This window comes from Planktothricoides sp. SR001, from assembly GCF_001276715.1.
Taxonomy (GTDB): Bacteria; Cyanobacteriota; Cyanobacteriia; order Cyanobacteriales; family Laspinemataceae; genus Planktothricoides; species Planktothricoides raciborskii.
In genome coordinates, this window is sequence record NZ_LIUQ01000077.1 from 3,476 (window position 1) to 23,599 (window position 20,124).

A 20,124-nucleotide genomic window follows, 5' to 3' on the forward strand; every position below is an offset into this window, starting at 1 on the left:
ACACCCTACACCCTACACCCCTGCCCCTCTCCTTAACCCAAGAATGATTTTACCAGCAGATACAAAGGCGGTAACAGCAAACATCCCGCCACCGTAATCGCCGCAAAAGATGAAATCAGCACTGCTGCTGCTGCACAATCTTTGGCAATTTTAGCGAGTTGGTGGTACGTTTGCTCAACGGTGAGATCGACTAATGACTCAATGGCAGTATTCAAAAGTTCCATTGCCAACACCGCCCCAATAGTCAGAGTAATAATAGAAATTTCCACCAAACTCACTTGCAAAAAAACACCCAGGGCAATTGCCGTGGAACCAATAATCACATGGATCCGAAAATTGCGTTGGGTGTTAAAGGCATACTGTACGCCTTCCCAGGCATATTTAAAACTAACAAAAAGGTTACTGGCTACTTTCCAGGAAAATTCCCGTTTCATTTTGGCTGTATCAGGCGATCGCCCCCAAGAAGTATTGAATTGTGGCTGTGAGTCTTGCCGTAGTTCTGGTCGTGAGTCGTGATGTTTTGCGGCTGCTTCAACAGATGGCGCCGGGGAAAATCGCGATGTAGGGGTGATACGCGCATCACCCCTACTGTTTCCATTGTTGCTGGCAGACGACTTATCGCGTTGATCTAGGGTCATGGCTTTAAAAGCATCTCTATAGGCTATTGGGTCTATCTTAATTAACCCAGTCTATATGCTGCTATCAGTAATATAAGTGTCCTGGGGACCGAAAACTGTCAAACCAACCGCCTGAAGCAAAATTTCTTGTTGCTCCAGCATCTCGGTTAAACTTTCTTCATCCGGGTGATCCCAGCCCAACAGGTGCAACAAGCCATGAGCTGCTAACCAAGCCAATTCGGTGGTTAAAGAATGCCCTTGTTTTTCCGCTTGTCGCTGGGCAGTTTCCACGGAAATCACAATATCACCCAGATAAAGAGGAATCTCCGATATTAACTCATCCGGCTGAGGGCAATTTACCTCTAAAGCCGCAAACGATAACACATCAGTGGGTTTATCTTGCTGACGGTACTGGCAATTTAGATGTTGAATTTCCTCATCGTCACTCAGACGTAACGTTAACTCATATCCCGATGCTTGGGGCAAGTCCGCTTCAAGGCGATCGCACCAAATTTCTAACCAATTTTGCCAAGTTTCCAGATCGATAGTTTTGTCAGGAATTCTTGAAATTTCGGTTTCCCAGAAATTGTCCTGCACATTAATTTCTAAATTCATCGAGGGTTTTGTTACTCCTGCATCCGTTACCAGTACCGTCATGTCACCGACCTAAATCATCGACCTAAATAGGCAACCCCAACCAGAAATGCTAACAGACCAATGGTTGTTAGCGCAAAATGCTTTAAAGAGGTTCTGCCTTTTCGCACCATATTTCGCATCGCGAGTTTGACATAACTCGGTGGCGGTTCTTGGGTTGCGGGGTTTGCCTCTGTCCCAGGGGCAACGGTTTGATTTTCTACGGTGATTTCTTCAGAAGAAGATGGTTGACTCATTGATTGATCTCGATCGGGATAAAGGATAATTTGGTTGTTTGTTGATTGTTGTTTGTTGATTGTTGTTTGTTGTTGGTTGATTGTTGTTTGTTGATTGTTGGTGGGTAGGGATTCTATTGTTGGTGGTTGACAAACAACAAACAACAAAGAACTAAGAACAAACAACAATCAACCAAAGAATCCCTACCCAACAAACAACAAATAACAAACAACAATCAACTAATTATTTACAGCGATTTGATTTTCCTGACGGAGATAGGCTTCAATAAAATCATCGATTTCCCCATTCATCACATCAGTAATCGCGGTGGTTTCTACGCTAGTGCGTAAGTCTTTTACCAGTTGATAGGGATGAAAGACATAGTTACGAATTTGGTTGCCCCAAGCTGCTTCTACCATATCGCCGCGAATTTCGGCAATTTCCGCTGCTCGTTGTTCTTGGGCAATCACCAATAATTTAGCTTTCAAGAGGGTGAGGGCTTTTTCTTTGTTTTGCAACTGCGATCGCTCCTGGGAACAACGCACTGCCAAACCTGTGGGTACATGAACTACCCGCACGGCGGTTTCTACCTTGTTCACATTTTGCCCGCCTTTGCCCCCAGACCGCGAGGTGGTAATCTCCAAATCCTTATCGGGAATGTCCAATTGCACCGAGTGATCCAGAATGGGCATCACTTCCACCCCGGCAAAGCTAGTCTGTCTTTTGCCGTTGGCATTAAATGGCGAAATTCTCACCAATCGATGAGTGCCTTTTTCTGCTTTCAGATAGCCATAAGCATAGCGCCCTTCTATTTCCAAAGTAGCGGATTTCAGTCCCGCTTCATCTCCTTCGGAAATTTCCATCAAATGCACTTTATAGCCTTGGTTTTCACCCCAACGGGTGTACATTCGCAGCAACATTTCTGCCCAATCCTGAGCATCGGTGCCCCCAGCGCCTGCATTAATCGTCAAAACAGCCCCACTTTCGTCATAAAGACCAGAGAGTAACTGTTCCAACTCCCAGCGATCGAGTTCGTGATTTAGCTGAGTAATATTGGTGTGGGCTTCACTCGCTAACGATTCATCATTTTCTAGTTCCAGAAGTTCAAAAATCGCTTTTGTATCTTCTAAGCGATTTTTCCAGCGGTAATACTGCTCTAGATGTGACTTGAGGTCATTGAGTTCTTGCATCAACTGTTGAGCATTGGCTTGGTCATCCCAGAAGTCGGATTGGGCTGCCAGTTGCTCTAAGTCGTGAATTTTTGCGTTTAAGGCGGGAATGTCAAAGATAGTCCTGGGTTTTCCCCAGGCGATTCGACAGGGTTTCGACTTCGCGTTTAATGTCTACCAATTCCATAAGCTTCAAGAAATCTAATGAACCTCTTTTGTCTTTATTATAAGGAATTTACCATGAGCGATCGCACCTAATTGATTCAATGACAAGAAAAAATTCTCTCCAACGCGATCTTATTTTTGCCCGCTAGTGAGCGGGACGCCGGGGAGCCAGGGCGCCGGGGAGCAGAGGCGAAAGAATTTGGCTAATGCGATCGCTCCCGGTGGTGAAGCTTTGTCAATAAAAAGGACAAGGCCAAAACCTTGTCCCGCGATCGCTAATGGGCGATTAATTACGGATTAATTGCGCGAATTAATTCCGACGATTCAACGCAATCAACAACCGCAGAATAAACACAAACAGGTTGATATAGGTCAAATACATTGACAACGCCGCACTGAGATACTGGTTATTGCGGTAAGTGCGAGGCAGAACATAAAAATCCACCACGGCACAACCACAAAACAACAGCACCCCAATCCCAGAAATGCCAATTTCTAGCCAGGTGGGGGTATAAATGCCAAAAAAGCTCAACACAAACTGGCTTAAAATCACCACCACCAGAGCAATTAACCCTAATTGGACTGTTTGGGTCAAAGCCATTCCGTCTTCATCAGAAATATTTGACCCAATTTGACGGGCGGCAATAAAGGTGACACCGCAGCCCAAGGCGGCAATTCCTACCCCTTCAATACCTACCCCCTGGGTACTCAGGGCTACATAGACCAAGCCGGACAAAGTGTAGCCGGACAGCAGGCTATAGGTGGCTAACAGAGGCAGGGCGACGCTATTGTTGGCTTTTTCGGCTACTCCACGCACGATGAAAAACAGCACCAACTCCAGAATTAACGCACCCCAGAAGGTGGTCATAAACATTCCCGGATTGGTCTGTAGCACATTCAAACCGCCATAGGTTCCCAGGGCGGTTAAAATTAGACCGCCGCCCACAAATGGCAAGGCTTTGGCGATTACCTGGGGGCCGACCAGAGATTGCCCTCTGGCGTTATCGATCGCTTCACGGAAATTACTGGTATTGCTCATATCCGTTTTTGATGGTTAATTGACATCTATGTTTTTATATATTAGACCTCTGGCAAAATACCGGCATGGATCCCACCCAACCATTAAAAAGGCTTTCTTGTCTATTTTCTATTGCTTGAACCAGAAATATCCGCAAGGGCGAACCATGACCGTAAGCAATTTCTGTTTTTAACCATATTATTATTATCCCTGTTTTGGAGATGATTGTTGATGGCTTGAAAAAAACTGAGTAAAAAAATTTAAGCAAAAGATACCGGAGATGGAGGAATAAGCGGTTTTGGCACAATCAAATATAAATCAACCTGAATTAGTCGGCGATCGCCCCTCGGAGGCTGTACCGAAACTAGCAGCGATCGCCCTAAGCAAAAAATTTGCTCAATTGTCAGTATTAGAAAACATTAATTTTCAAGTTGATGCCAATGAATTTGTCTGTATTGTCGGGGCATCCGGTTGTGGAAAATCGACTTTACTGAATATTATTGCTGGATTGATGTCGCCCACTTCTGGACAAGTGTTATTAGATGGCGAAATAGTTTTCGGGCCGGGGTCAGACCGAGGGATGATTTTTCAAAATTATTCCCTATTTCCTTGGTTAACCGTGGCGGATAATATCGGCTTTGGTTTAGAACTTAGAAAAATATCTTCGGCAGAAAAAAAAGACCGAATTAATTATTTTTTAGAGGTGGTAGGTTTAAGCAAATTTGCCCAAGCTTATCCCAAAGAACTGTCTGGAGGGATGAAACAAAGAGTGGCGATCGCCCGGTCTTTAGCCAATCAACCAGAAGTGTTATTAATGGATGAGCCTTTTGGGGCATTAGATGCCCAAACCAAGGAACAAATGCAGCAATTTCTCTTGCAACTCTGGCAGCAAACCCACACCACCATTTTAATGATTACTCACGATGTTGAGGAAGCCATATTTCTGTCCCAAAGAATTTATGTAATGACCGACAATCCCGGTAAAATTAAACAAGAAATTCCCATCACATTGCCTGGAGAGCGTGATTTAGAGATGAAACTTTCCCCGGAATTTCTGGAAATTAAAAAAACAGTGATTCACTCACTGCGCGGTGTATCTCCGTGAAAAATTTAATCTATTAATTATCGAAAAAATGTAATTAATGGTATAATTAAATCATTCCAAATTCAATAATTTTTAATCAAGATGACTCAGATAAAATATCCAGTAAAAAAGGCAGTAATTCCAGCGGCTGGGTTTGGCACCCGACTCTTTCCCGCTACCAAGGCAGTGAAAAAAGAACTGTTTCCCATTATAGACCGGCAAGGGCAAGCCAAACCCGTAATTTTAGCCCTGGTTGAAGAAATGATTGATGCCGGAATTGAAGAAATTGGGATTGTAGTTCAACCCGGCGATCGCGCCATATTTGCGGATTTTTTTCACCAAACCCCAGAATATTTTGCTAAACTATCTCAGGAAAATCAAGCATATAGCCAATTAATCCAAGAAATAGGCGATCGCATCACCTTTTTGACCCAAGAAACCCAAGATGGATTTGGTCATTGTGTGTATTGTGCCAAAGACTGGGTAAATAACCAGCCGTTTTTGCTTTCTTTGGGGGATCATGTTTATCTCTCAGACACAGATATTTCTTGTGCGCGGCAACTCTTAAATATTTATGAACAAACCGGGACAAGTGTAGTGGGATTAACGGTGACTGCCGCTGAAGAAATTCATCACTGTGGTTGTGTGGCTGGAACCTGGCAAGAGTCGAACACTTTATTATCCGTGACTGAACTTGCTGAAAAGCCAGATTTAGAATATGCCAGAAAACATTTATCTATAGAAGGTATCCCTCAAGATTCATTTCTCACCATATTCGGCCTTTATGTGTTAAACCCCAGAATTTTTGACTATTTAGAAGCGAATATTACCCAGAATATTCGGGAACGGGGTGAATTTCAACTCACCTCTTGTTTAGAACAATTACGTCAAGCAGAAGGAATGCTCGGATATCTGGTAAAAGGACGGTCTTTTGATATCGGTAGACCAGATGCTTATAGACAAACTCTGATTGATTTTCGTGATTGATTTTCGGGCTAGTTAAACTACCTAGAAACCAGAGCCGAGAAACCGGGTTTCTACGAGCGCTTTCACAGTAGGGGCGACGAGCGCATTCGCCCCTACATATCCACAACAGAAACCCGGTTATTTCGGGGACAAAAAAGCGCGATCGCCTACCCTGAACCGAGAAACGGGGTTTCTTTTTTGGTTTCTAGGGGCGACGAGCGCATTCGCCCCTACATATTCACCACAGAAACCCGGTTTCTTTGCTTGGGGGAAATGAGCGATCGCCTGTAACTCAGAAACCAAATTTTTACCCCTGATTTAGGTCAATAGCCCAAAATGAAATGATCCGAAAACCCGGTTTTTTAGGTTTGTGTTTAATCAATCAATTAACTCCTGCTAGTTCTGCGGCTTGAATTTTTAAAACATTCTGCAAAATATCAAAAAATGTCTGTTTGACCTTCAAGAGTAAGGTGCAATTTTCAGCATCCAGGGTTAGGGATTTAAACCACAACTCACAGGTTTCTCTGAGGGTTTCGAGGTGTTGACAGAGGAGATTGGGAGCCAATTCTTTGGCACTCTGTTCTAGGATTTGGGGAGTAGATTGGAGTTGATGGGTGAGGGTGAGGGTGTGAGGATTGTCTCCTGGGTTTTCAGATGAGGATGGGGGGATGGCAGTGATTTGCCATTGGTCGTTGGTGTCCAGTTCAATAATGCCCTGTTGAGCGGCACGTTTTAGGAGGGCGCAACAACGAGCATGGGTGGCTTGAACACGATAAAGGCTATCAGCCGGAGTGGGTTGTCCGGCGGTGCTAATATTAATCGGAGCAACGCCGGTTAAAGGAACGCGGAAACTGTGCCAACGCAGCGCATCCATACCGATCTCTTTGATGAGTTCATCCGTGGCGATGTCGGGAATAGGATGGATTTTTTGGCTGGGTTTGTGAAAGGCGTAGAGTTTGATCGGTTGAACGATGATGAATTGAAATTGCTCTTTGGTGTAGCCCAAGCATTGCATCGCGGCATTGATAAGAACATCATATTTGCCATAGTTAGAGGGACGTAAAACGATGATTTTGTCGCAATGTTCTTGCAGAATTTGATCATAAATAGCAAGGTCTTTTAGGAGTTGGGTATATTCGCCGTTACGGTGTTGGAGAACTCTGTCGCAGTCGTCCCTAAAGTCGGCTGTTTTGATAAACCAGTCTTTGGGTTCGTCTTTGAGGGTGGTTTGTTCGATATCGGGGGGTAAGTCGGCGGCGAACTGGCGCGACATCGAGGCTTGGTAGATTTTGGAATGGGTTTTGAGGGTTTTAAGGAAGGTTTCGGGGTTGGGGGTTGGTTTGGGAGGGGCGATCGGGGTGTGGTTGGTTTGTTGGAGTAGGCTTTTGAAGGTGCCGGTGAAGGTAAAGCGCAGATCGGCTGATGAGGTGAGTTGCTCTGGGCGGATGGGTAGAGTATCGAGGTAGGTTAGGTGTGGTTTGGTCATAGCGAAGTTTTGGGGTGATGAGGGTTAGGTCGGATCAACTTTCTATTTTTTTGTTTGGTGAGCCTCTTGCCTGTGGCCTATTTTGCCTTGATTTAAGATATAACTGGACTAGACCAGTCGTACAATTTTGTCAGGAGGTTGATTGATGAATAAAATTACCGTAGAAGAAATTACTCAAGATTTGAACTACTATCTTCAACGGGCAAAAGCTGGAGAAAGTTTTGTGATTTTTCAAGCAGACCAACCTATTGCTAAAATTATTTCGGCTAAATCTGAGGGTGTTTTAGAGGCTTTTGATGATTTTCGCTCCAGAATTATTTCAGAAGGAATTGATTTAGATGGCGATGAAATCTTTGCTGATGTTCGGGACTACACCCCGACTACTGAAAAACCTTGCTGGTGATGAGCGTGAAATTTCTGCTGGATACCAACATCATTTCGGAAAGTATCAAACTACAGCCTAATGATATTTTTCTGGAGCATTTTCGACAGAATCTTGAAGAATCAGCGATCGCATCGGTGACATGGCATGAGCTTCTTTATGGGTTATACCGATTACCGGAGTCTCGGCGAAAAAAGAATTTGTCTGATTACTTAACCCAGGTGATCCAAGCAAAAATGATCATACTGCCGTACTGTGATGCTGCCGCCGGATGGTTTGCGGCTGAACGTGCCAGACTGACTGCTTTGGGTCGAATGCCGTCATACCCGGATGGGCAGATCGCTGCGATCACTAGGGTCAATCATTTGATTCTTGTGACTCGTAATGTTTCAGACTTTGCGGACTTTGAAGGACTGACTATTGAAAATTGGTTTGTTTAGAGAGAATTGAAGACATAGCGCAGATCCGTAAATGTGGTAATTTACGCGGGGTGGATGGGTGGGCGATCGAGGTAGGTTTGTTGGGGTTTGGTTCATGGTGTTGTTTTGGGGTAACGAGGGTTGGGGGGCGATCGCTTTTTTAGTGCGCGATCGCCCCCCAAAAAAGCGATCGCCTTCCTGTAAAAAAAGCAGGGGACTCAGAAACCGGGTTTCTTTTCTTGGTTCCACAGTTAACTTTGGTATTCATAAAAGAAACCCGGTTTCTTTGCTGGGATACTCAGCGGGTCCGGGTTTCTTTTCTCGCTGCCACAGTTAACTGTGATATTCACAGCCGAAACCCGGTTTCTTTGCTTGGGGGTTCAGAAACCCGGTTTCTTTGCCTTTATTTCTCCGATCCAGAATTGATCGGACTAATTAAACCACTGGCAGTGCCAAAGAGATTAATCGGGTTTTTCCCATCAGTAATTAACACACTTTGAATCCCCAGGGCTTCCAAAAGTCGCGCCTGCATTTCTGGGCCGGCTTGGGCCATTGCCCGTAAAGTATCTGCCCCAATTGCTTGCACTTTTTGGGCAAATTCTGTGCTGTTAATTTCCGCCATCCGCTGGGCTTTGGCAATTTCCAGATTTACTAAGGCTTGTTTGTGGGTTAATTCGGCCTCCTGACGCGCTTTTAATTGGGCTAATTCCACCTCATCCCGAATTTGTGCTGCTTGCGCTTCTTGCTGGGCTAAACTAACTGCGAGTTGCCCTTCAATTTGGGCGGCTTCTGCTTTTGCTCGTGCCTCAGCGATCGCCTGCCCTGTGGATTCAATGGCCGCATTTTCTGCTTCCAATGCTAACAGATTTTTCCGTTCAACTTCGGCGGCTGCTTTATCAATAATTTGCTGTCTTTCTAAGCGGGCTTCTGCTTCTTGTTCAATGCGGGCGGCATCATGGCGAGCGGCGGCTTCTTGGGCATCGGTGGTAATTTGAATGGCAATTTGTACCGACTTTTGCAGACTTTTTAATGTTTCTTCATCTACTGGTTCAACAGATTGAATGTCCACATTAAAAATAACTAGATTATTCGTTTTAAATCGTAATTCATCCCGAATATGCCCTTGATCATCAATGCCAAATACCGCTTGGCGAATAATTCGCGCCGAATTGCGGTGGAATTCATCAAAAGGCACCCCAGCAACCGCACCCCGAACCCGCGAGGCGATCGCCTTACAAGCGGTATCCACAAAATCAGGGGCTTGAAATAGTTTTGCGGCAGCATCTTGATTATTTTTATCCACCTCAAAATACCAGTTATAAGATAAGCGCAATTGCAAGCGAGCATGATCGGAAGTTTCCACCGTAAACAAATCGGTCATAAAATCTGGCCCTAATAATAAAGCCAGGGATTTGATCACATGAGGACGCTTGGGAACACTGCCCGATAAACTTAAGACCGTAAAAGCTTCATCAGGGCCAAGCATCACCAATTCTGGGCCAAAAACAGTCCGGGCAGTTCGTTCTTTATAATCATGGATTTGTACCGCAGCATTTTGGGGGACATGAAACACCACAGCGCGGGTTTTATCTCGTTGAGAAAACCCAAAATCATTCTCGCCATTTTCTGATTTTTTACCCCGATATCGTCCTCGTTCAGAAACCGGATCATTTTTAATCGCCAGCAGTTCTTCCACAATGGGGGGCAATTCTTTTTCCCAGAGTTCTTCATAGGGAGAAAGCATATATGCTTGTGGCCCACTGACTAATTTTAATTCCCCGGTTTGAATGTTGCGGACATAAATCCCTTCATTTTTATCTAAGGGAATGGCTTGACGTTTTTCGATTACTTCTACTTCCACCAAGGGAATATAATCTCGTGGCCCTGGTATCATCCATAAATCACCGGGTTGATGGTGAATAATATTGTCCCCGGAACCTTCGCTAAAAGCTTCTGTTGCTCGTAATAATAATGCCTCTTGTTCACCGAGTACATAAACGGTTTGAATGCCGTCTTCCAAAGATTCACCAGGATGTAAAAAGAAAGAGGCGCGTCCTTGACGAACTTCGCGCATTCCTAACTGCGGTTTACCCTGTGAATCGATGGGGTCTACTACGATACACCATTCGCGATCGCTTAGGGTGGTAATTTCCACTTCTCCCACCACTTCTTCATAGACATCTGGAATATGAATCTCCGCCTGTTCTATGGTGACTAACCACTCATCACCGGCTTTACGATTGCGGCCAAAAATGTCGGTAAAAGTGCGTTTTGCTCGCAGATGTAATGCTTTGCGCTCGGTCAACACATAAGCATCAAAAATGCCGATTAGTTCTTCATCAACTCCGGGTAAATAAGCCCCCTCTTCTCGGACTAGCCATTCTTCCCCTGCCCGACGACGGTTTCCCAGGCGATCGATGCAATTTTTGCGGGCCATTAACCGTAACGCTTGATTGGGTTTAATCACGATCGCACTCACGGTTTTGAGCACTTCCACTTCGACGCGAGGAATATAAGTTCCCGGCCCTTCAAACAGCCATTCATCCCCCGCAACCCGCTGAATTGTTTGACTGTCTCCGTTAATTGTGACGGTTTCGGTGAAATCCCGAATCGCTTTTAATCGCAGGGCATAATTAGTTTCTACTACCTGCAATTGGGTGACTTTTTGTTCTAGGATTTCCCCAGGATATAAGGGAAATGGGGGTTGATCTAAACGAATTTCGCGATCGCCATAACGGAGTTGAATTTGACCATATTGATCCGCGATCGGTTGACCCGTTTCATCCCGCAAAACCGGATTAGAAACAATACAATAATAACGGGGGGGCACCACAATCATCGGCGAGGGTTTTAAAATTAACCGTTCGTGGTCACGCAGGGTAATCGTTTGTGGGCCAACTTCTAAGCGGGTGACGCCAGTATTATTATCTAAAACGTGAATAAACTGTTGTGGTTTTAGCCGAATAATGCCATTCACCACTTCTGAAGTGATTTCCGGGGTATTTTCCATTGCCTGAATTTTACTCATTTGAGAAACTTATTTATGGAATAGGGAAATTTGCGATCGCGGCGCGATCGATATATTTGCACCCTTCATCTATAGAAATACAGCTTTTTTGTGAGGAAAAGCTAAGGCTAGATTCCCCTCAATATGAGCCATGAGAAACCCAAACAGAGAGACTTCGGTTTTAGTCTTTTTCCCATTGCTCTCATCTATACTCTTTTATTATAAATCGCCTAAAATGAATTGTGGGGAATTTGCCGATATTTTTTTAGGGATTATTTAGAAATCCAGGGAAAGCAGATGATTAAGGGATGTGACATCGGGTTCTTTCCCAGAATCCCCTATTTCCCTATGCCAAAATTATTATTCAGCATCAGCAAAATAACTAAAAATTATAAAATTTTAGCTGCCTGACTCACTTGCTTATTTTTCTGCCATCTGGCGGCAATTTTTTTCATCTCTTCTATTTCCTCAAAATCGACTCGAACAACTGCGTTGGCAAATTTTACGCCCAAAACAGTGCTCACTTCAAGGATTTCTACAAAACTGGCACATTGATAATCTGTATTTTCATATTCTTGAACTCTTTTTTCATCAATACCCAAAATTTTCGCTAGTTCTTTTTGACTCATTTTGGCAGCAATTCTTGCTTTAATTAAAGCATCTGGAAGCTTATTAATACAGTCAACTTTGATTTCAATCTGCTGGCTGTATTGGCAATTAATCAACCGTTCATATTCATCAACTTCTGCTTGAATTCCCATGAGATGATATTGCAACACATCTCGATTCATTTTCCATCGTTCTGGGTCATTCTTTTGGGCGGCTTCATCTTTGTCCATTGCGGCGATGGATTTTTGAAATTTTTCCACTAATTCTCGGCTATAGTTGTACTCTAATTCATTTTTAATCATAATTCAAATGTTGTTAAATCTATGGCTATAATTCCTTTTACATTTTGCTGGCGATCGCGCTGGAATAATTCAAAAGAATTAATTCCGTAATTCCCGATCGCTTGCTGTGAGGGAAATATTTCTCCCCGGTATTTCGCTTTCTGTCCAGCCCGATCATAATGATTTAGTAATCGAGGGGCATTTATTCTCAGATAGTCAATGTCCACTGTTTCATTATCATAACACGCACCAAAATCTTGTGGGTTTGGTTTAATGGTGACAAAGCTGCCATTGATATAAATCGTTCGACAACCCGCTGCTGTTAATTGAGTCATTGCCAGTTGTAAACCCGCTATCATTCTCCTCCTCGTATGATTTGTACCAAATCGTTCCACAAACTCTTGCCAGTCACAAAAATGCACCCCAGGGGGTAATTTGCCGTTTTCATCAAATTCTGGAATCATAGACTAAAGTCATCGTCGAAAATAATAGACAAGAAAGCAAAATCAATATTTCGATCCCCCCAAACCCCCTTAAAAAGGGGGGATGCATAATAATTTTGCAACAGGTCTAATTATTATAATAAATTTTCGGGAAAATTTATTATGTTTATGTTAAAATTTAACCCGTGATTAGGAGGAACACTAATGAAAAAAATCTGCTTCGTTATTTTACTTTGCTTAACCTTAATTAACCTAACCTTTACCGCCCCGGCTTTGGCGATGGATTCTGCCAACGGCGCTCAAATTTTTGCCCAAAATTGTGCCGCTTGTCATGCCAATGGGGGAAATATTATCCGCAGAGGTAAAAATCTGAAAAAGCGGGCATTACAACGACATCAAAAAGATTCGATTGAAGCCATTAGTCTGTTGGTAAAAGAAGGAAAATATGCTATGCCTGCGTATGGAGATCGCCTCTCGGAAGAAGAGATAACAGAGGTAGCGGCTTATGTGTTGGCAAAAGCAGAAAATGACTGGAAATAAATCGATAAATCATAGAGAATTAAGCGCTATCATAGACGATTTTCTATTGTCTATCTTAGATTTTCCATATTATTTTTCAGATTAAGTCGAGGCTTGGGGCAGGGGCGTACTGCCCCTACGGTTTTCTCACCTCTGAGTTTATAAAAAATTAAAAAGAAATTCCCGTATCATTCATGTGACGCAGCCGTTCGGCTAAGACCTGCATCACCTCGATCGCGAAATAGGGATTTTGTTGCACCAAAAAGGTAAAGCGTTTTTGATCGATAGGGACTAATTTACAATCAGTTTTGGCGATCGCCGTGGCGCTGCGGAGATGGTGGTCTATCAATGCCATTTCCCCAAAAATGTGACCCGCGTCGGCAGTTTCTACCACTTGTTTACCGACAATAATATCAACACTGCCGGATTGGATCACATACATTAAATTACCGGATTCTCCCGCTTGAAAAATGGTTTCACCCGCTGGAACAATTTGGGGATTCGGTTCTTTCAAAAATAAACTAAATTTTTTCCGATTCTCTAAATAGGTCATAGTGTTTTAGCATCCTTTGAGTATTGGCCTCAAGGATTGATATCATAGCAAAATCATAGCAAAAATTTAACCAAAGCCGGAATCAGCGACTTAATTTTCCAAGGTTAAGAGTTTTTGCCAATCAGTGATCGCCGAATCTGGCCACATCCAATTGTTAGCTAAAGCATTCGGTTGAAAATCACTTGCCGCTAATTTCATCACCATCTTTCTTTGCTTGGTCGCTTTACTTAATAAAACGTTTTTTTCCTCTGGGGAAACTCCCTCGCTAGATTTCATCATCACTAATGCTAAACCGGCATAAGCGGTCAAGGCTTCAGGATGATCTAAGGCTTGGGTGGGTTCGAGTAATGTCACCACTTTTAACCACATATCCGAAGCTAAATCGAGATTGCCTTCCGCGTAATAAGCAAAGGCTAAGGCATTGGCATAAAAGGTAGAATTGGAGTCACTTTTTACGGAGGATTCCCAAAACCGTCGAGCATCACTCACACTATAATCTTTGTTGCCAGTTTGCACAAATTGCCAAGCTAACCGACCAGAAAGAAAGTTAATTTCTGGAGTATTTTTTTTCTGGTTAGGCACCGCTTCTAAGGTGGCTTTTGCTTGTGGCAATGCCCCGCGATCCAGTAATAAATTTACGGCAATAACTCCCTCGGATAATTTCCCTTGGGCAAAATTTTCAATGGCGATCGCGGATAACTCTGGAGTGCTGGCTTTCTGCAACGGATTCGGTTTTTCCTTAGTGGGTTCAGAAATGGGTTCAGAAGTGGCTAAACCCCGATCTTCCGTGACCGAACTGGTGGATAAAGATGTGCTGGTTTGAGGACGCGATCGCCAAAACCCGATCGCCCCAGCGAATAGGGCGATCGCCAGAAAACTGATGACCCCAAACCTCCACCTAAAAGCTTTGTGACTTTTTGCCGGTTTTGCTAAGGCATCAGAATTGAATGCTGATGATTTCGCTTTCGGTGATGATATTGTTGATTTCGTCTGGGAGTTTTTCTCAGTCAATTGACTTTCCCCGGCAACTGCTTTAAAAATTTCTTCCACGTCGTCAACTTCACTTTCATATCCGAGAATATGGGGCAAAAATTCATCTTTTGCAGATAGTTTCCCCGGTTTAGCTTCAGCAGATCCGAGTTTGCCAAGTCCTAACTCACTAAAAATATCAGAAACTAAAGATTCGGCGTCATTATCCGCTGCTTCTCCTAAGTCATAATCTAAAAATTCATGCTCGTCCTCATCTTCTATTTCCTCATCGAGGAATTCATCCTCACCCTCTAGTAATTCCTCATCCGAGAGTCGGAAAAAATGATCATCATCATCGTCCCTATCATATCCTAAATCATCTTCTAAATCATCTGGGTCAGAGGGAGAAAATCGCCACAAAAAAGCGTCGCTATTACTATTGGGTTTTCGGGGAATATCCCTCAACTGCAATCGCGAATTGGGCATCGGTCGGGGGGGAATAAACAACTCCGTATCATTGCTGGGTTGCTGAGTCAAATACCCTTGATATTTCTCATGTAAATAAAGCACAGGTAGCGCCCAATACAACTGATCGGAACCGTAGGTAGACATCAATCCTTGTCTCGCCCGATTTAAACTCAAATCTACAGGATAACCTTGTTTCAAGTTGTAGTAAAATAAGCGAGTTAAGGTCAAAGCCACCTGATCGGGAATGCGTTCGGCCATTGCCAAAACCGCCGGAATCCCTCGATTGACCAGCACTTCGGCTAAATTACGGTGATTATTTGTTTCCGGCGTTTCCACTTTGGCGCTATGGGTACTCCGACAAGAGTTAAACACTGCTAGGTGAATGCCATTATTGACTAATAATCCGGCTAAATCATCGCCATTTAAAACTTCACCTAATCCCGTTTGTTGATTGACTAAATACAGTTCGCCCCCTCTAGAACCCAGGTTACTATGACCGGCGTAATGTAATACATGATAAGAATTTTGTTCGAGAACTTGGGTCAGCTTTTTTCGGTCGGGATGTTCGAGAATGTCTAATTCAATTTGGGGCAAAGGTGTATTTCCCCAAGTGCCATTAGTTGTCGGTTTTTTTAGTTCGGCTTTGAGGGCGTTTGCTTCTTGTTTTAAGGCTAAATTTGCTTGATCTGTTGGTGCCGCTACGACCATTAAAATTTTCAACGGGCTGCTCGGTGGCGGGGGTAAAATTAATGATGATAAACTAGGTTGATAACGAGAAAAAATTACATCTTTGCCCGTGGCAATGGGGCGACTGTCTTCGTGGATCACTTCCCAAGGAAGACGGGGCAAAATACTGTCTTTTAGTCCTAAACGTAAGCGTAATACGGCCCCTTGGTTATGAGCGATCGCCTGTGCGGAGGTAAGGCGATCGCGCAGATCCCCTTGAAACAATGCCTCATACATTTCTCGACCCAGATCCACCAGAGTGCGAATGTGAAAACGACTAGAAATCACCGCCACATCCCCATCTCCGGGCACAGTTTCCTCGTCCGTATCCCCGTGAGTATCATAAAGAACATCATCTTCCAGAGACGCCGATAAACCATACCCGTGCCACAAACCGGCCACCGAGTCATCCATCAAGCGGCTGGCTTGTTCCAGCCATTCTTCCACCGGGAAAATCACCTGCTCTTCCGCAGGCAATACTCCTTTGGGTGACTCTTCGGTTCGCACCAGATAATGATTTTTTTCCCGGTTAATCGGGGTAATGGACAGATGTAACTCTTCAAATTTTTGGCTCACAATTTTACTGCACTCCTGTCGATCGCCTGGTTTTTTCTAAAGTTGTTCTAAGGTCTTGTCCACTTGACTCGGTGTTCAAGATCGATCGTATTCTTCTTTACTCTAGTGAAATATTCCGGAAGTGACTACATTGATACCTATTGTTAATTGTTCTTGGTTATTGGTTATTGGTTGTGTCAGTCAAATAACTAATAACCAATAACCAACAATAATTGTTAATTGTTATTGGTTATTGGTTATTGGTTGTGTCAGCCAAATAACCATCAACCATCAACCATCAGCGATAAACTTTTGCACCACTTGATTTAGTTGGACGGAATGAGAGGCTTTAAAGAGAATGCGATCGCCTGATAGGACGAATTCTTTTAAGCGTTGAGCCAGGAAATCTAAGGCATTGGGTTGGCTGGTATCTAAAATTTCCATAAAAGGTAAATCCCCCGCGCCAACGGCCATAGCCTCCGCTTCGGCCAGGTCAGCAAAAATAAATAGAGCATCGACCCCTAAGTCATGGGCGATCGCCCCCACTTGCTGATGGAATTCCAGCGATCGCTCTCCCAACTCCTTCATGGTTCCCAAAACGGCGATATGACGATTGCCGGGAGTTTCCATCAACAGATGCAACGCAGCGGTCATCGATTCTAACCCAGCATTATAAGTTTCATCCAAAACCACAATATCATTGGCCAACTGATAACGCTTGGATCTGCCTTCGGGAAGATTCACCGCCAAACCCTCAGTCAGCGGTTGCCAACTGATACCGAGAACCCGGGCTACCGCTAAAGCCGCCAGGTAATTCAGAGCATTATGACGCCCAACCAGGGGTAGGGGCAACTCAAACCCTTGCACTTGCAAGATTTCTGAATTGAGCAGTTCGCCCCGTAGTTCCCCGGATTCTAATCCATAAGTGAGGGTTTTGCCTTCCCAGACCGTAGCCGCAGTCTTGATTAAGCGGGAGTTATCGTGATTGAGAATTGCCCAACCATCCGCCATCGTCATCTTTTCTAAGAGTTCGCATTTGGCGGCTGCGATCGCTGCTTCAGAACCGAGTAATTCAATATGGGCTGTTCCCACATTGGTAATCACCCCAATGGTCGGATTAGCAATTTCCGTCAGTTCGGCAATTTGTCCGGCACCACGCATGGCCATTTCGATCACCGCGTACTGATGCTCGGAAGTTAAGCCCAAGAGGGTTTTGGGCACGCCGATTTCGTTGTTGTAATTTTTTTCCGTTTTCAGCACCTTGCCTTGGGTGCCTAATACCGCAGCAATCAACTCCTTGGTGGTGGTTTTGCCCACGGAACCCGTCACCCCAATCACGGGAATCTCAAATTGCTCCCGCCACCAATGGGCGATCGCCTGATAAGCTTTCAGGGTATCGCGCACCACCAACAGTGGCATCGTCGGATCTGTCGCGTCATAGTCCCGATCCACAATAGCCGCGATCGCGCCCTTCTGCAAAGCCGCAGCCACAAACTGATGCCCATCAAACTGAGTGCCGCGAAATGCCAGGAACACCTCCTCTGGCTGTAATATCCGGGTATCTGTACAAACCCCGGTAGCGGGAAGAAGCCTGATATCTTCGGAGACATTGACCGCATCCGCATCCAACAGAGCAATTAATCGATCTATCGTGACAGAAAAAGACATGATCATTCGGTAAGAGATTGGCTAAGATGATGTCATTATGCCAAGGGGTTGCCCCATATCAGCAATTATGATTCACCGATGATGGGTGAAACAGAGGATCACCATGAACGACACTATCACCCCGATAAAAGTTCAAAAAAAGCTACGAAAAATCAACGGTTTTACCCTTGTAACCGATGAGTTACAAGGCTTTTAATTTTATTAGGTGGCGGTGCAAGTGGCGGTGTAGGTGGCGGTGTAGGTGGCGGTGATTATGCCCGTGCAAAATCCCCGGCCCCGGCCCCGGAATTTTCCTGAGACTTGCTATCCCGGTCAAACCAGAAATCAAAAATCTGATCCACGTCTATGCCGTCAAACTTGGGCACGGCACAATAGTGGCGGATAGCATCGGCCCCCGTTCCCACCCGGCACGCATATTTTTTCTGGCAGCCAATGAGATCCAAAATGACATTGATGCGATCGCCCGTCTTAACCGGGAGCCCCCGGCCAAATGTCTCTACAAACTCATCTGGGTTTAACCTGGCAACGGTATCGGTGAGGAACGGATCGTTATAGGCGAAATTTTCACCCGTCAAAAACCGGGATAAGCCCTTGTCAAAAAGCACCGATAAGTATGCTTGTCTGAGACTGACTGCATACTTGCTGATTTCATGGTCAAGGCACTGAGTTTTAGAGGTAAAAGTCTGGACTTGTTTAGCATCGTGAGACACGGCAAAAGCTTTACCAATGGTCAGGTAATACAGCAGTTGTAACGGTCGGAAACAACCGTGATCATCAGCCATGATTAAAGCCTTAGAACAATAGCCATAAGTTCTAACTAAATTCCCCGTTGTTTATACCGTTGAGGCTTAGTTTTTGCCACGGCATTATTAAGGGTTTTTAATTCATCATCAGAGGGATTCTCAGTGGCATCAATCTCGCTGACTTCAGCATCATAAGCCGCATTTCTAATCTCTCTGATTTCAGTATCATGCACCTTTACAGGGTCAACATAGTGGCACCGATGACCGTCGGAAGTCAGCAACCATTCTAAATTTTCCCGGTAAGCACTTAACCCTAAATTGCTACGGGCTACAGACTCACAGTAAGCATAAAATAACCCATTATCTAAAGCGGGAAAATCTTTGAGAAAAGATTGCATTCTCTTTTTGTTGGTTTGTAAGCAATGCTTAACCTGATCCGATGATAACGCACCACCAAATTTCATATATGTAGCGTTACCTGATTTTGGGAGCCAGATATGCCGGTCAACGGGCCAGCGATACCGTGCCACAAATTGAGCGACTGACTGAACATATTCAACGCTATAAACCACATAAAAACCGTGATAAACAAGTCATTATTAATACTAAAAATTTTGTATAAAACACTGGAATAAATAACTAATTTTTATTCGCTTAAATTGCCTAGTTTACTTAATATAAAATAGGCTTTATAATCACGTTATTTAATTAACATTATTAAAGTCAATTAAGCAAACTTAAATTTGACAATAAAGTGATAATATAGTGGCATTTTTTTGGCCATAATACAAGGACTTAATCTTCTGGATACCGCAGAATAAAAATACGCAATTACCTTTTGAAAAGCGAGGTTTACACTCTGCTAACAGTCTGTATGGGTTGTTTTATTGGTAAATAAAAAAATCCATAATTCAGACTTATCAAACTTCTAATTATTTTGGATTTATTAACGCTACATCTGACTTGCCTAATTCAGCCATTTTTATAAAAAACTAAATGGAAAAATCAGATAAGTCAGCGTCAGCCAAATAAATTTTTGAAGCGTTTTGACTATCTTAAGCTGAGTCATAATTTCAGCCCGTTTTTTTCTAAAATACTTAGTATCAGCGTGTAATAAGTGATTTAAAACTTGTTCAGACTCATCAACAACCAAAAGACAACCGTCAAGGTAATTATCAACCGTCAGGTCAATTTTAGCTTTAGAATTAGGATGTAAAGAATCAATACACAGTCCTAAGCCAAAATATAAAGCCTCTAACCAATCTTTTTTAGAGGTCATCTCATTGAGAAATTGAATCCCAAAACTGTCGCATAAGTGGGACATTAATTGCACTATGTGCCCTAGCACAATCACTTTATGACCTGCTTTTATGGCGTCACTGACTATCTGGGAAAGTGTCCAAGTTT

The 20,124-nt window shown here is 43.8% G+C and carries 21 protein-coding genes and 1 pseudogene; 6 read left to right on the top strand and 16 right to left on the bottom strand.

Annotated features, from left to right (window positions below; translation table 11 throughout):
* Positions 1-32: 32 nt before the first annotated feature.
* The 5 genes from AM228_RS26490 to AM228_RS26510 all read right to left on the bottom strand — a co-directional run bounded on the left by AM228_RS26490 (position 33) and on the right by AM228_RS26510 (position 3,860).
* On the bottom strand, positions 33-434 hold the full coding sequence (locus tag AM228_RS26490; protein WP_054469931.1) for a diacylglycerol kinase family protein: 402 nt from the start codon (positions 432-434) through the stop codon (positions 33-35).
* Between the two features lie 255 nt (positions 435-689).
* Entirely contained in the window at positions 690-1,232 is a 543-nt protein-coding gene (gene ybeY / locus AM228_RS26495) for an rRNA maturation RNase YbeY (protein WP_054469911.1), read from the bottom strand.
* Between the two features lie 56 nt (positions 1,233-1,288).
* Entirely contained in the window at positions 1,289-1,507 is a 219-nt protein-coding gene (locus AM228_RS26500) for a DUF3285 domain-containing protein (RefSeq protein WP_082349144.1), read from the bottom strand.
* Positions 1,508-1,726: 219 nt separating this feature from the next.
* Positions 1,727-2,843 (bottom strand): peptide chain release factor 2 gene (gene prfB, locus AM228_RS26505; protein ID WP_156332082.1). Its coding sequence is split into 2 segments (ribosomal slippage): positions 1,727-2,770 and positions 2,772-2,843, totalling 1,116 coding nucleotides; the frame shifts between segments, so codons are not numbered across the junction.
* A gap of 288 nt (positions 2,844-3,131) precedes the next feature.
* Positions 3,132-3,860, bottom strand: a complete 729-nt coding sequence (locus tag AM228_RS26510) for a Bax inhibitor-1 family protein (protein ID WP_054469913.1) — start codon at positions 3,858-3,860, stop codon at positions 3,132-3,134.
* 277 nt (positions 3,861-4,137) lie between these two features.
* Between AM228_RS26510 and AM228_RS26515 the strand changes: the two genes are divergently transcribed.
* Positions 4,138-4,944, top strand: coding sequence for an ABC transporter ATP-binding protein (locus AM228_RS26515; protein ID WP_054469914.1), 807 nt, complete (start codon positions 4,138-4,140; stop codon positions 4,942-4,944).
* An 81-nt stretch (positions 4,945-5,025) separates the two neighbouring features.
* Positions 5,026-5,910 carry a sugar phosphate nucleotidyltransferase gene (locus AM228_RS26520; RefSeq protein ID WP_054469915.1) on the top strand — a complete coding sequence of 295 codons (885 nt, stop codon included), beginning with the start codon at positions 5,026-5,028 and terminating at the stop codon, positions 5,908-5,910.
* A gap of 117 nt (positions 5,911-6,027) precedes the next feature.
* Here AM228_RS26520 and AM228_RS33655 read toward each other — a convergent pair whose 3' ends face one another.
* On the bottom strand, positions 6,028-6,192 hold the full coding sequence (locus AM228_RS33655) for a hypothetical protein (RefSeq protein ID WP_156332083.1): 165 nt from the start codon (positions 6,190-6,192) through the stop codon (positions 6,028-6,030).
* Positions 6,193-6,271: 79 nt separating this feature from the next.
* On the bottom strand, positions 6,272-7,375 hold the full coding sequence (locus AM228_RS26525; RefSeq protein ID WP_072160938.1) for a DALR anticodon-binding domain-containing protein: 1,104 nt from the start codon (positions 7,373-7,375) through the stop codon (positions 6,272-6,274).
* 145 nt (positions 7,376-7,520) lie between these two features.
* Here AM228_RS26525 and AM228_RS26530 point away from each other — a divergent pair, with 145 nt between their 5' ends.
* From AM228_RS26530 to AM228_RS26540, 3 genes are all read left to right on the top strand, one after another.
* Positions 7,521-7,778 (top strand): type II toxin-antitoxin system Phd/YefM family antitoxin, encoded by a 258-nt coding sequence (locus AM228_RS26530; protein ID WP_054469916.1) that lies wholly within the window; start codon positions 7,521-7,523, stop codon positions 7,776-7,778.
* Positions 7,778-8,197: a type II toxin-antitoxin system VapC family toxin gene (locus tag AM228_RS26535; protein ID WP_054469917.1), complete on the top strand. Its 420-nt coding sequence runs from the start codon at positions 7,778-7,780 to the stop codon at positions 8,195-8,197. Before AM228_RS26530 ends, AM228_RS26535 begins: the two co-directional genes overlap by 1 nt.
* Before the next feature lie 94 nt (positions 8,198-8,291).
* Entirely contained in the window at positions 8,292-8,513 is a 222-nt protein-coding gene (locus tag AM228_RS26540) for a hypothetical protein (protein WP_054469918.1), read from the top strand.
* A 66-nt stretch (positions 8,514-8,579) separates the two neighbouring features.
* On the opposite strand, the gene AM228_RS26545 is transcribed toward AM228_RS26540, so the two are convergent.
* From AM228_RS26545 to AM228_RS26555, 3 genes are all read right to left on the bottom strand, one after another.
* Complete coding sequence (locus AM228_RS26545) at positions 8,580-11,204, bottom strand: colicin uptake protein (protein WP_054469919.1); 2,625 nt, start codon at positions 11,202-11,204, stop codon at positions 8,580-8,582.
* Between the two features lie 368 nt (positions 11,205-11,572).
* Positions 11,573-12,094 carry a helix-turn-helix transcriptional regulator gene (locus tag AM228_RS26550; protein WP_054469920.1) on the bottom strand — a complete coding sequence of 174 codons (522 nt, stop codon included), beginning with the start codon at positions 12,092-12,094 and terminating at the stop codon, positions 11,573-11,575.
* Positions 12,091-12,537: a DUF6932 family protein gene (locus AM228_RS26555; RefSeq protein WP_054469921.1), complete on the bottom strand. Its 447-nt coding sequence runs from the start codon at positions 12,535-12,537 to the stop codon at positions 12,091-12,093. Before AM228_RS26555 ends, AM228_RS26550 begins: the two co-directional genes overlap by 4 nt.
* Positions 12,538-12,720: 183 nt before the next feature.
* Between AM228_RS26555 and petJ the strand changes: the two genes are divergently transcribed.
* Entirely contained in the window at positions 12,721-13,056 is a 336-nt protein-coding gene (gene petJ, locus AM228_RS26560; protein ID WP_054469922.1) for a cytochrome c6 PetJ, read from the top strand.
* Between the two features lie 148 nt (positions 13,057-13,204).
* Here petJ and AM228_RS26565 read toward each other — a convergent pair whose 3' ends face one another.
* From AM228_RS26565 to AM228_RS26590, 6 genes and pseudogenes are all read right to left on the bottom strand, one after another.
* Entirely contained in the window at positions 13,205-13,588 is a 384-nt protein-coding gene (locus tag AM228_RS26565; RefSeq protein ID WP_054469923.1) for a cyclic nucleotide-binding domain-containing protein, read from the bottom strand.
* Positions 13,589-13,678: 90 nt separating this feature from the next.
* The gene (locus tag AM228_RS26570) at positions 13,679-16,327 is read right to left on the bottom strand and encodes a CHAT domain-containing protein (protein WP_054469924.1); all 2,649 of its coding nucleotides are present in this window, start codon (positions 16,325-16,327) and stop codon (positions 13,679-13,681) included.
* Between the two features lie 270 nt (positions 16,328-16,597).
* Positions 16,598-17,974 carry a UDP-N-acetylmuramoyl-tripeptide--D-alanyl-D-alanine ligase gene (gene murF / locus AM228_RS26575; protein ID WP_054469925.1) on the bottom strand — a complete coding sequence of 459 codons (1,377 nt, stop codon included), beginning with the start codon at positions 17,972-17,974 and terminating at the stop codon, positions 16,598-16,600.
* A 251-nt stretch (positions 17,975-18,225) separates the two neighbouring features.
* A complete protein-coding gene (locus tag AM228_RS26580; RefSeq protein ID WP_054469926.1) occupies positions 18,226-18,756 on the bottom strand; it encodes a hypothetical protein in 531 nt (176 codons plus the stop codon).
* Positions 18,757-18,791: 35 nt separating this feature from the next.
* Positions 18,792-19,115 carry a hypothetical protein gene (locus tag AM228_RS26585; protein WP_054469927.1) on the bottom strand — a complete coding sequence of 108 codons (324 nt, stop codon included), beginning with the start codon at positions 19,113-19,115 and terminating at the stop codon, positions 18,792-18,794.
* A gap of 584 nt (positions 19,116-19,699) precedes the next feature.
* A pseudogene (locus tag AM228_RS26590) lies at positions 19,700-20,124 on the bottom strand (hypothetical protein); the annotation flags it as partial.

What these genes read in the sequence shown, in the direction of transcription:
- AM228_RS26490 (WP_054469931.1), bottom strand. Translation starts at nt 434, where the DNA reads ATGAAACGGGAATTTTCCTGGAAAGTAGCCAGTAACCTTTTTGTTAGT.
- ybeY (WP_054469911.1), bottom strand. Translation starts at nt 1,232, where the DNA reads ATGAATTTAGAAATTAATGTGCAGGACAATTTCTGGGAAACCGAAATT.
- AM228_RS26500 (WP_082349144.1), bottom strand. Translation starts at nt 1,507, where the DNA reads ATGAGTCAACCATCTTCTTCTGAAGAAATCACCGTAGAAAATCAAACC.
- AM228_RS26510 (WP_054469913.1), bottom strand. Translation starts at nt 3,860, where the DNA reads ATGAGCAATACCAGTAATTTCCGTGAAGCGATCGATAACGCCAGAGGG.
- AM228_RS26520 (WP_054469915.1), top strand. Translation starts at nt 5,026, where the DNA reads ATGACTCAGATAAAATATCCAGTAAAAAAGGCAGTAATTCCAGCGGCT.
- AM228_RS26525 (WP_072160938.1), bottom strand. Translation starts at nt 7,375, where the DNA reads ATGACCAAACCACACCTAACCTACCTCGATACTCTACCCATCCGCCCA.
- AM228_RS26530 (WP_054469916.1), top strand. Translation starts at nt 7,521, where the DNA reads ATGAATAAAATTACCGTAGAAGAAATTACTCAAGATTTGAACTACTAT.
- AM228_RS26535 (WP_054469917.1), top strand. Translation starts at nt 7,778, where the DNA reads ATGAGCGTGAAATTTCTGCTGGATACCAACATCATTTCGGAAAGTATC.
- AM228_RS26540 (WP_054469918.1), top strand. Translation starts at nt 8,292, where the DNA reads ATGGTGTTGTTTTGGGGTAACGAGGGTTGGGGGGCGATCGCTTTTTTA.
- AM228_RS26545 (WP_054469919.1), bottom strand. Translation starts at nt 11,204, where the DNA reads ATGAGTAAAATTCAGGCAATGGAAAATACCCCGGAAATCACTTCAGAA.
- AM228_RS26550 (WP_054469920.1), bottom strand. Translation starts at nt 12,094, where the DNA reads ATGATTAAAAATGAATTAGAGTACAACTATAGCCGAGAATTAGTGGAA.
- AM228_RS26555 (WP_054469921.1), bottom strand. Translation starts at nt 12,537, where the DNA reads ATGATTCCAGAATTTGATGAAAACGGCAAATTACCCCCTGGGGTGCAT.
- petJ (WP_054469922.1), top strand. Translation starts at nt 12,721, where the DNA reads ATGAAAAAAATCTGCTTCGTTATTTTACTTTGCTTAACCTTAATTAAC.
- AM228_RS26565 (WP_054469923.1), bottom strand. Translation starts at nt 13,588, where the DNA reads ATGACCTATTTAGAGAATCGGAAAAAATTTAGTTTATTTTTGAAAGAA.
- murF (WP_054469925.1), bottom strand. Translation starts at nt 17,974, where the DNA reads ATGTCTTTTTCTGTCACGATAGATCGATTAATTGCTCTGTTGGATGCG.
- AM228_RS26580 (WP_054469926.1), bottom strand. Translation starts at nt 18,756, where the DNA reads ATGGCTGATGATCACGGTTGTTTCCGACCGTTACAACTGCTGTATTAC.
- AM228_RS26585 (WP_054469927.1), bottom strand. Translation starts at nt 19,115, where the DNA reads ATGCAATCTTTTCTCAAAGATTTTCCCGCTTTAGATAATGGGTTATTT.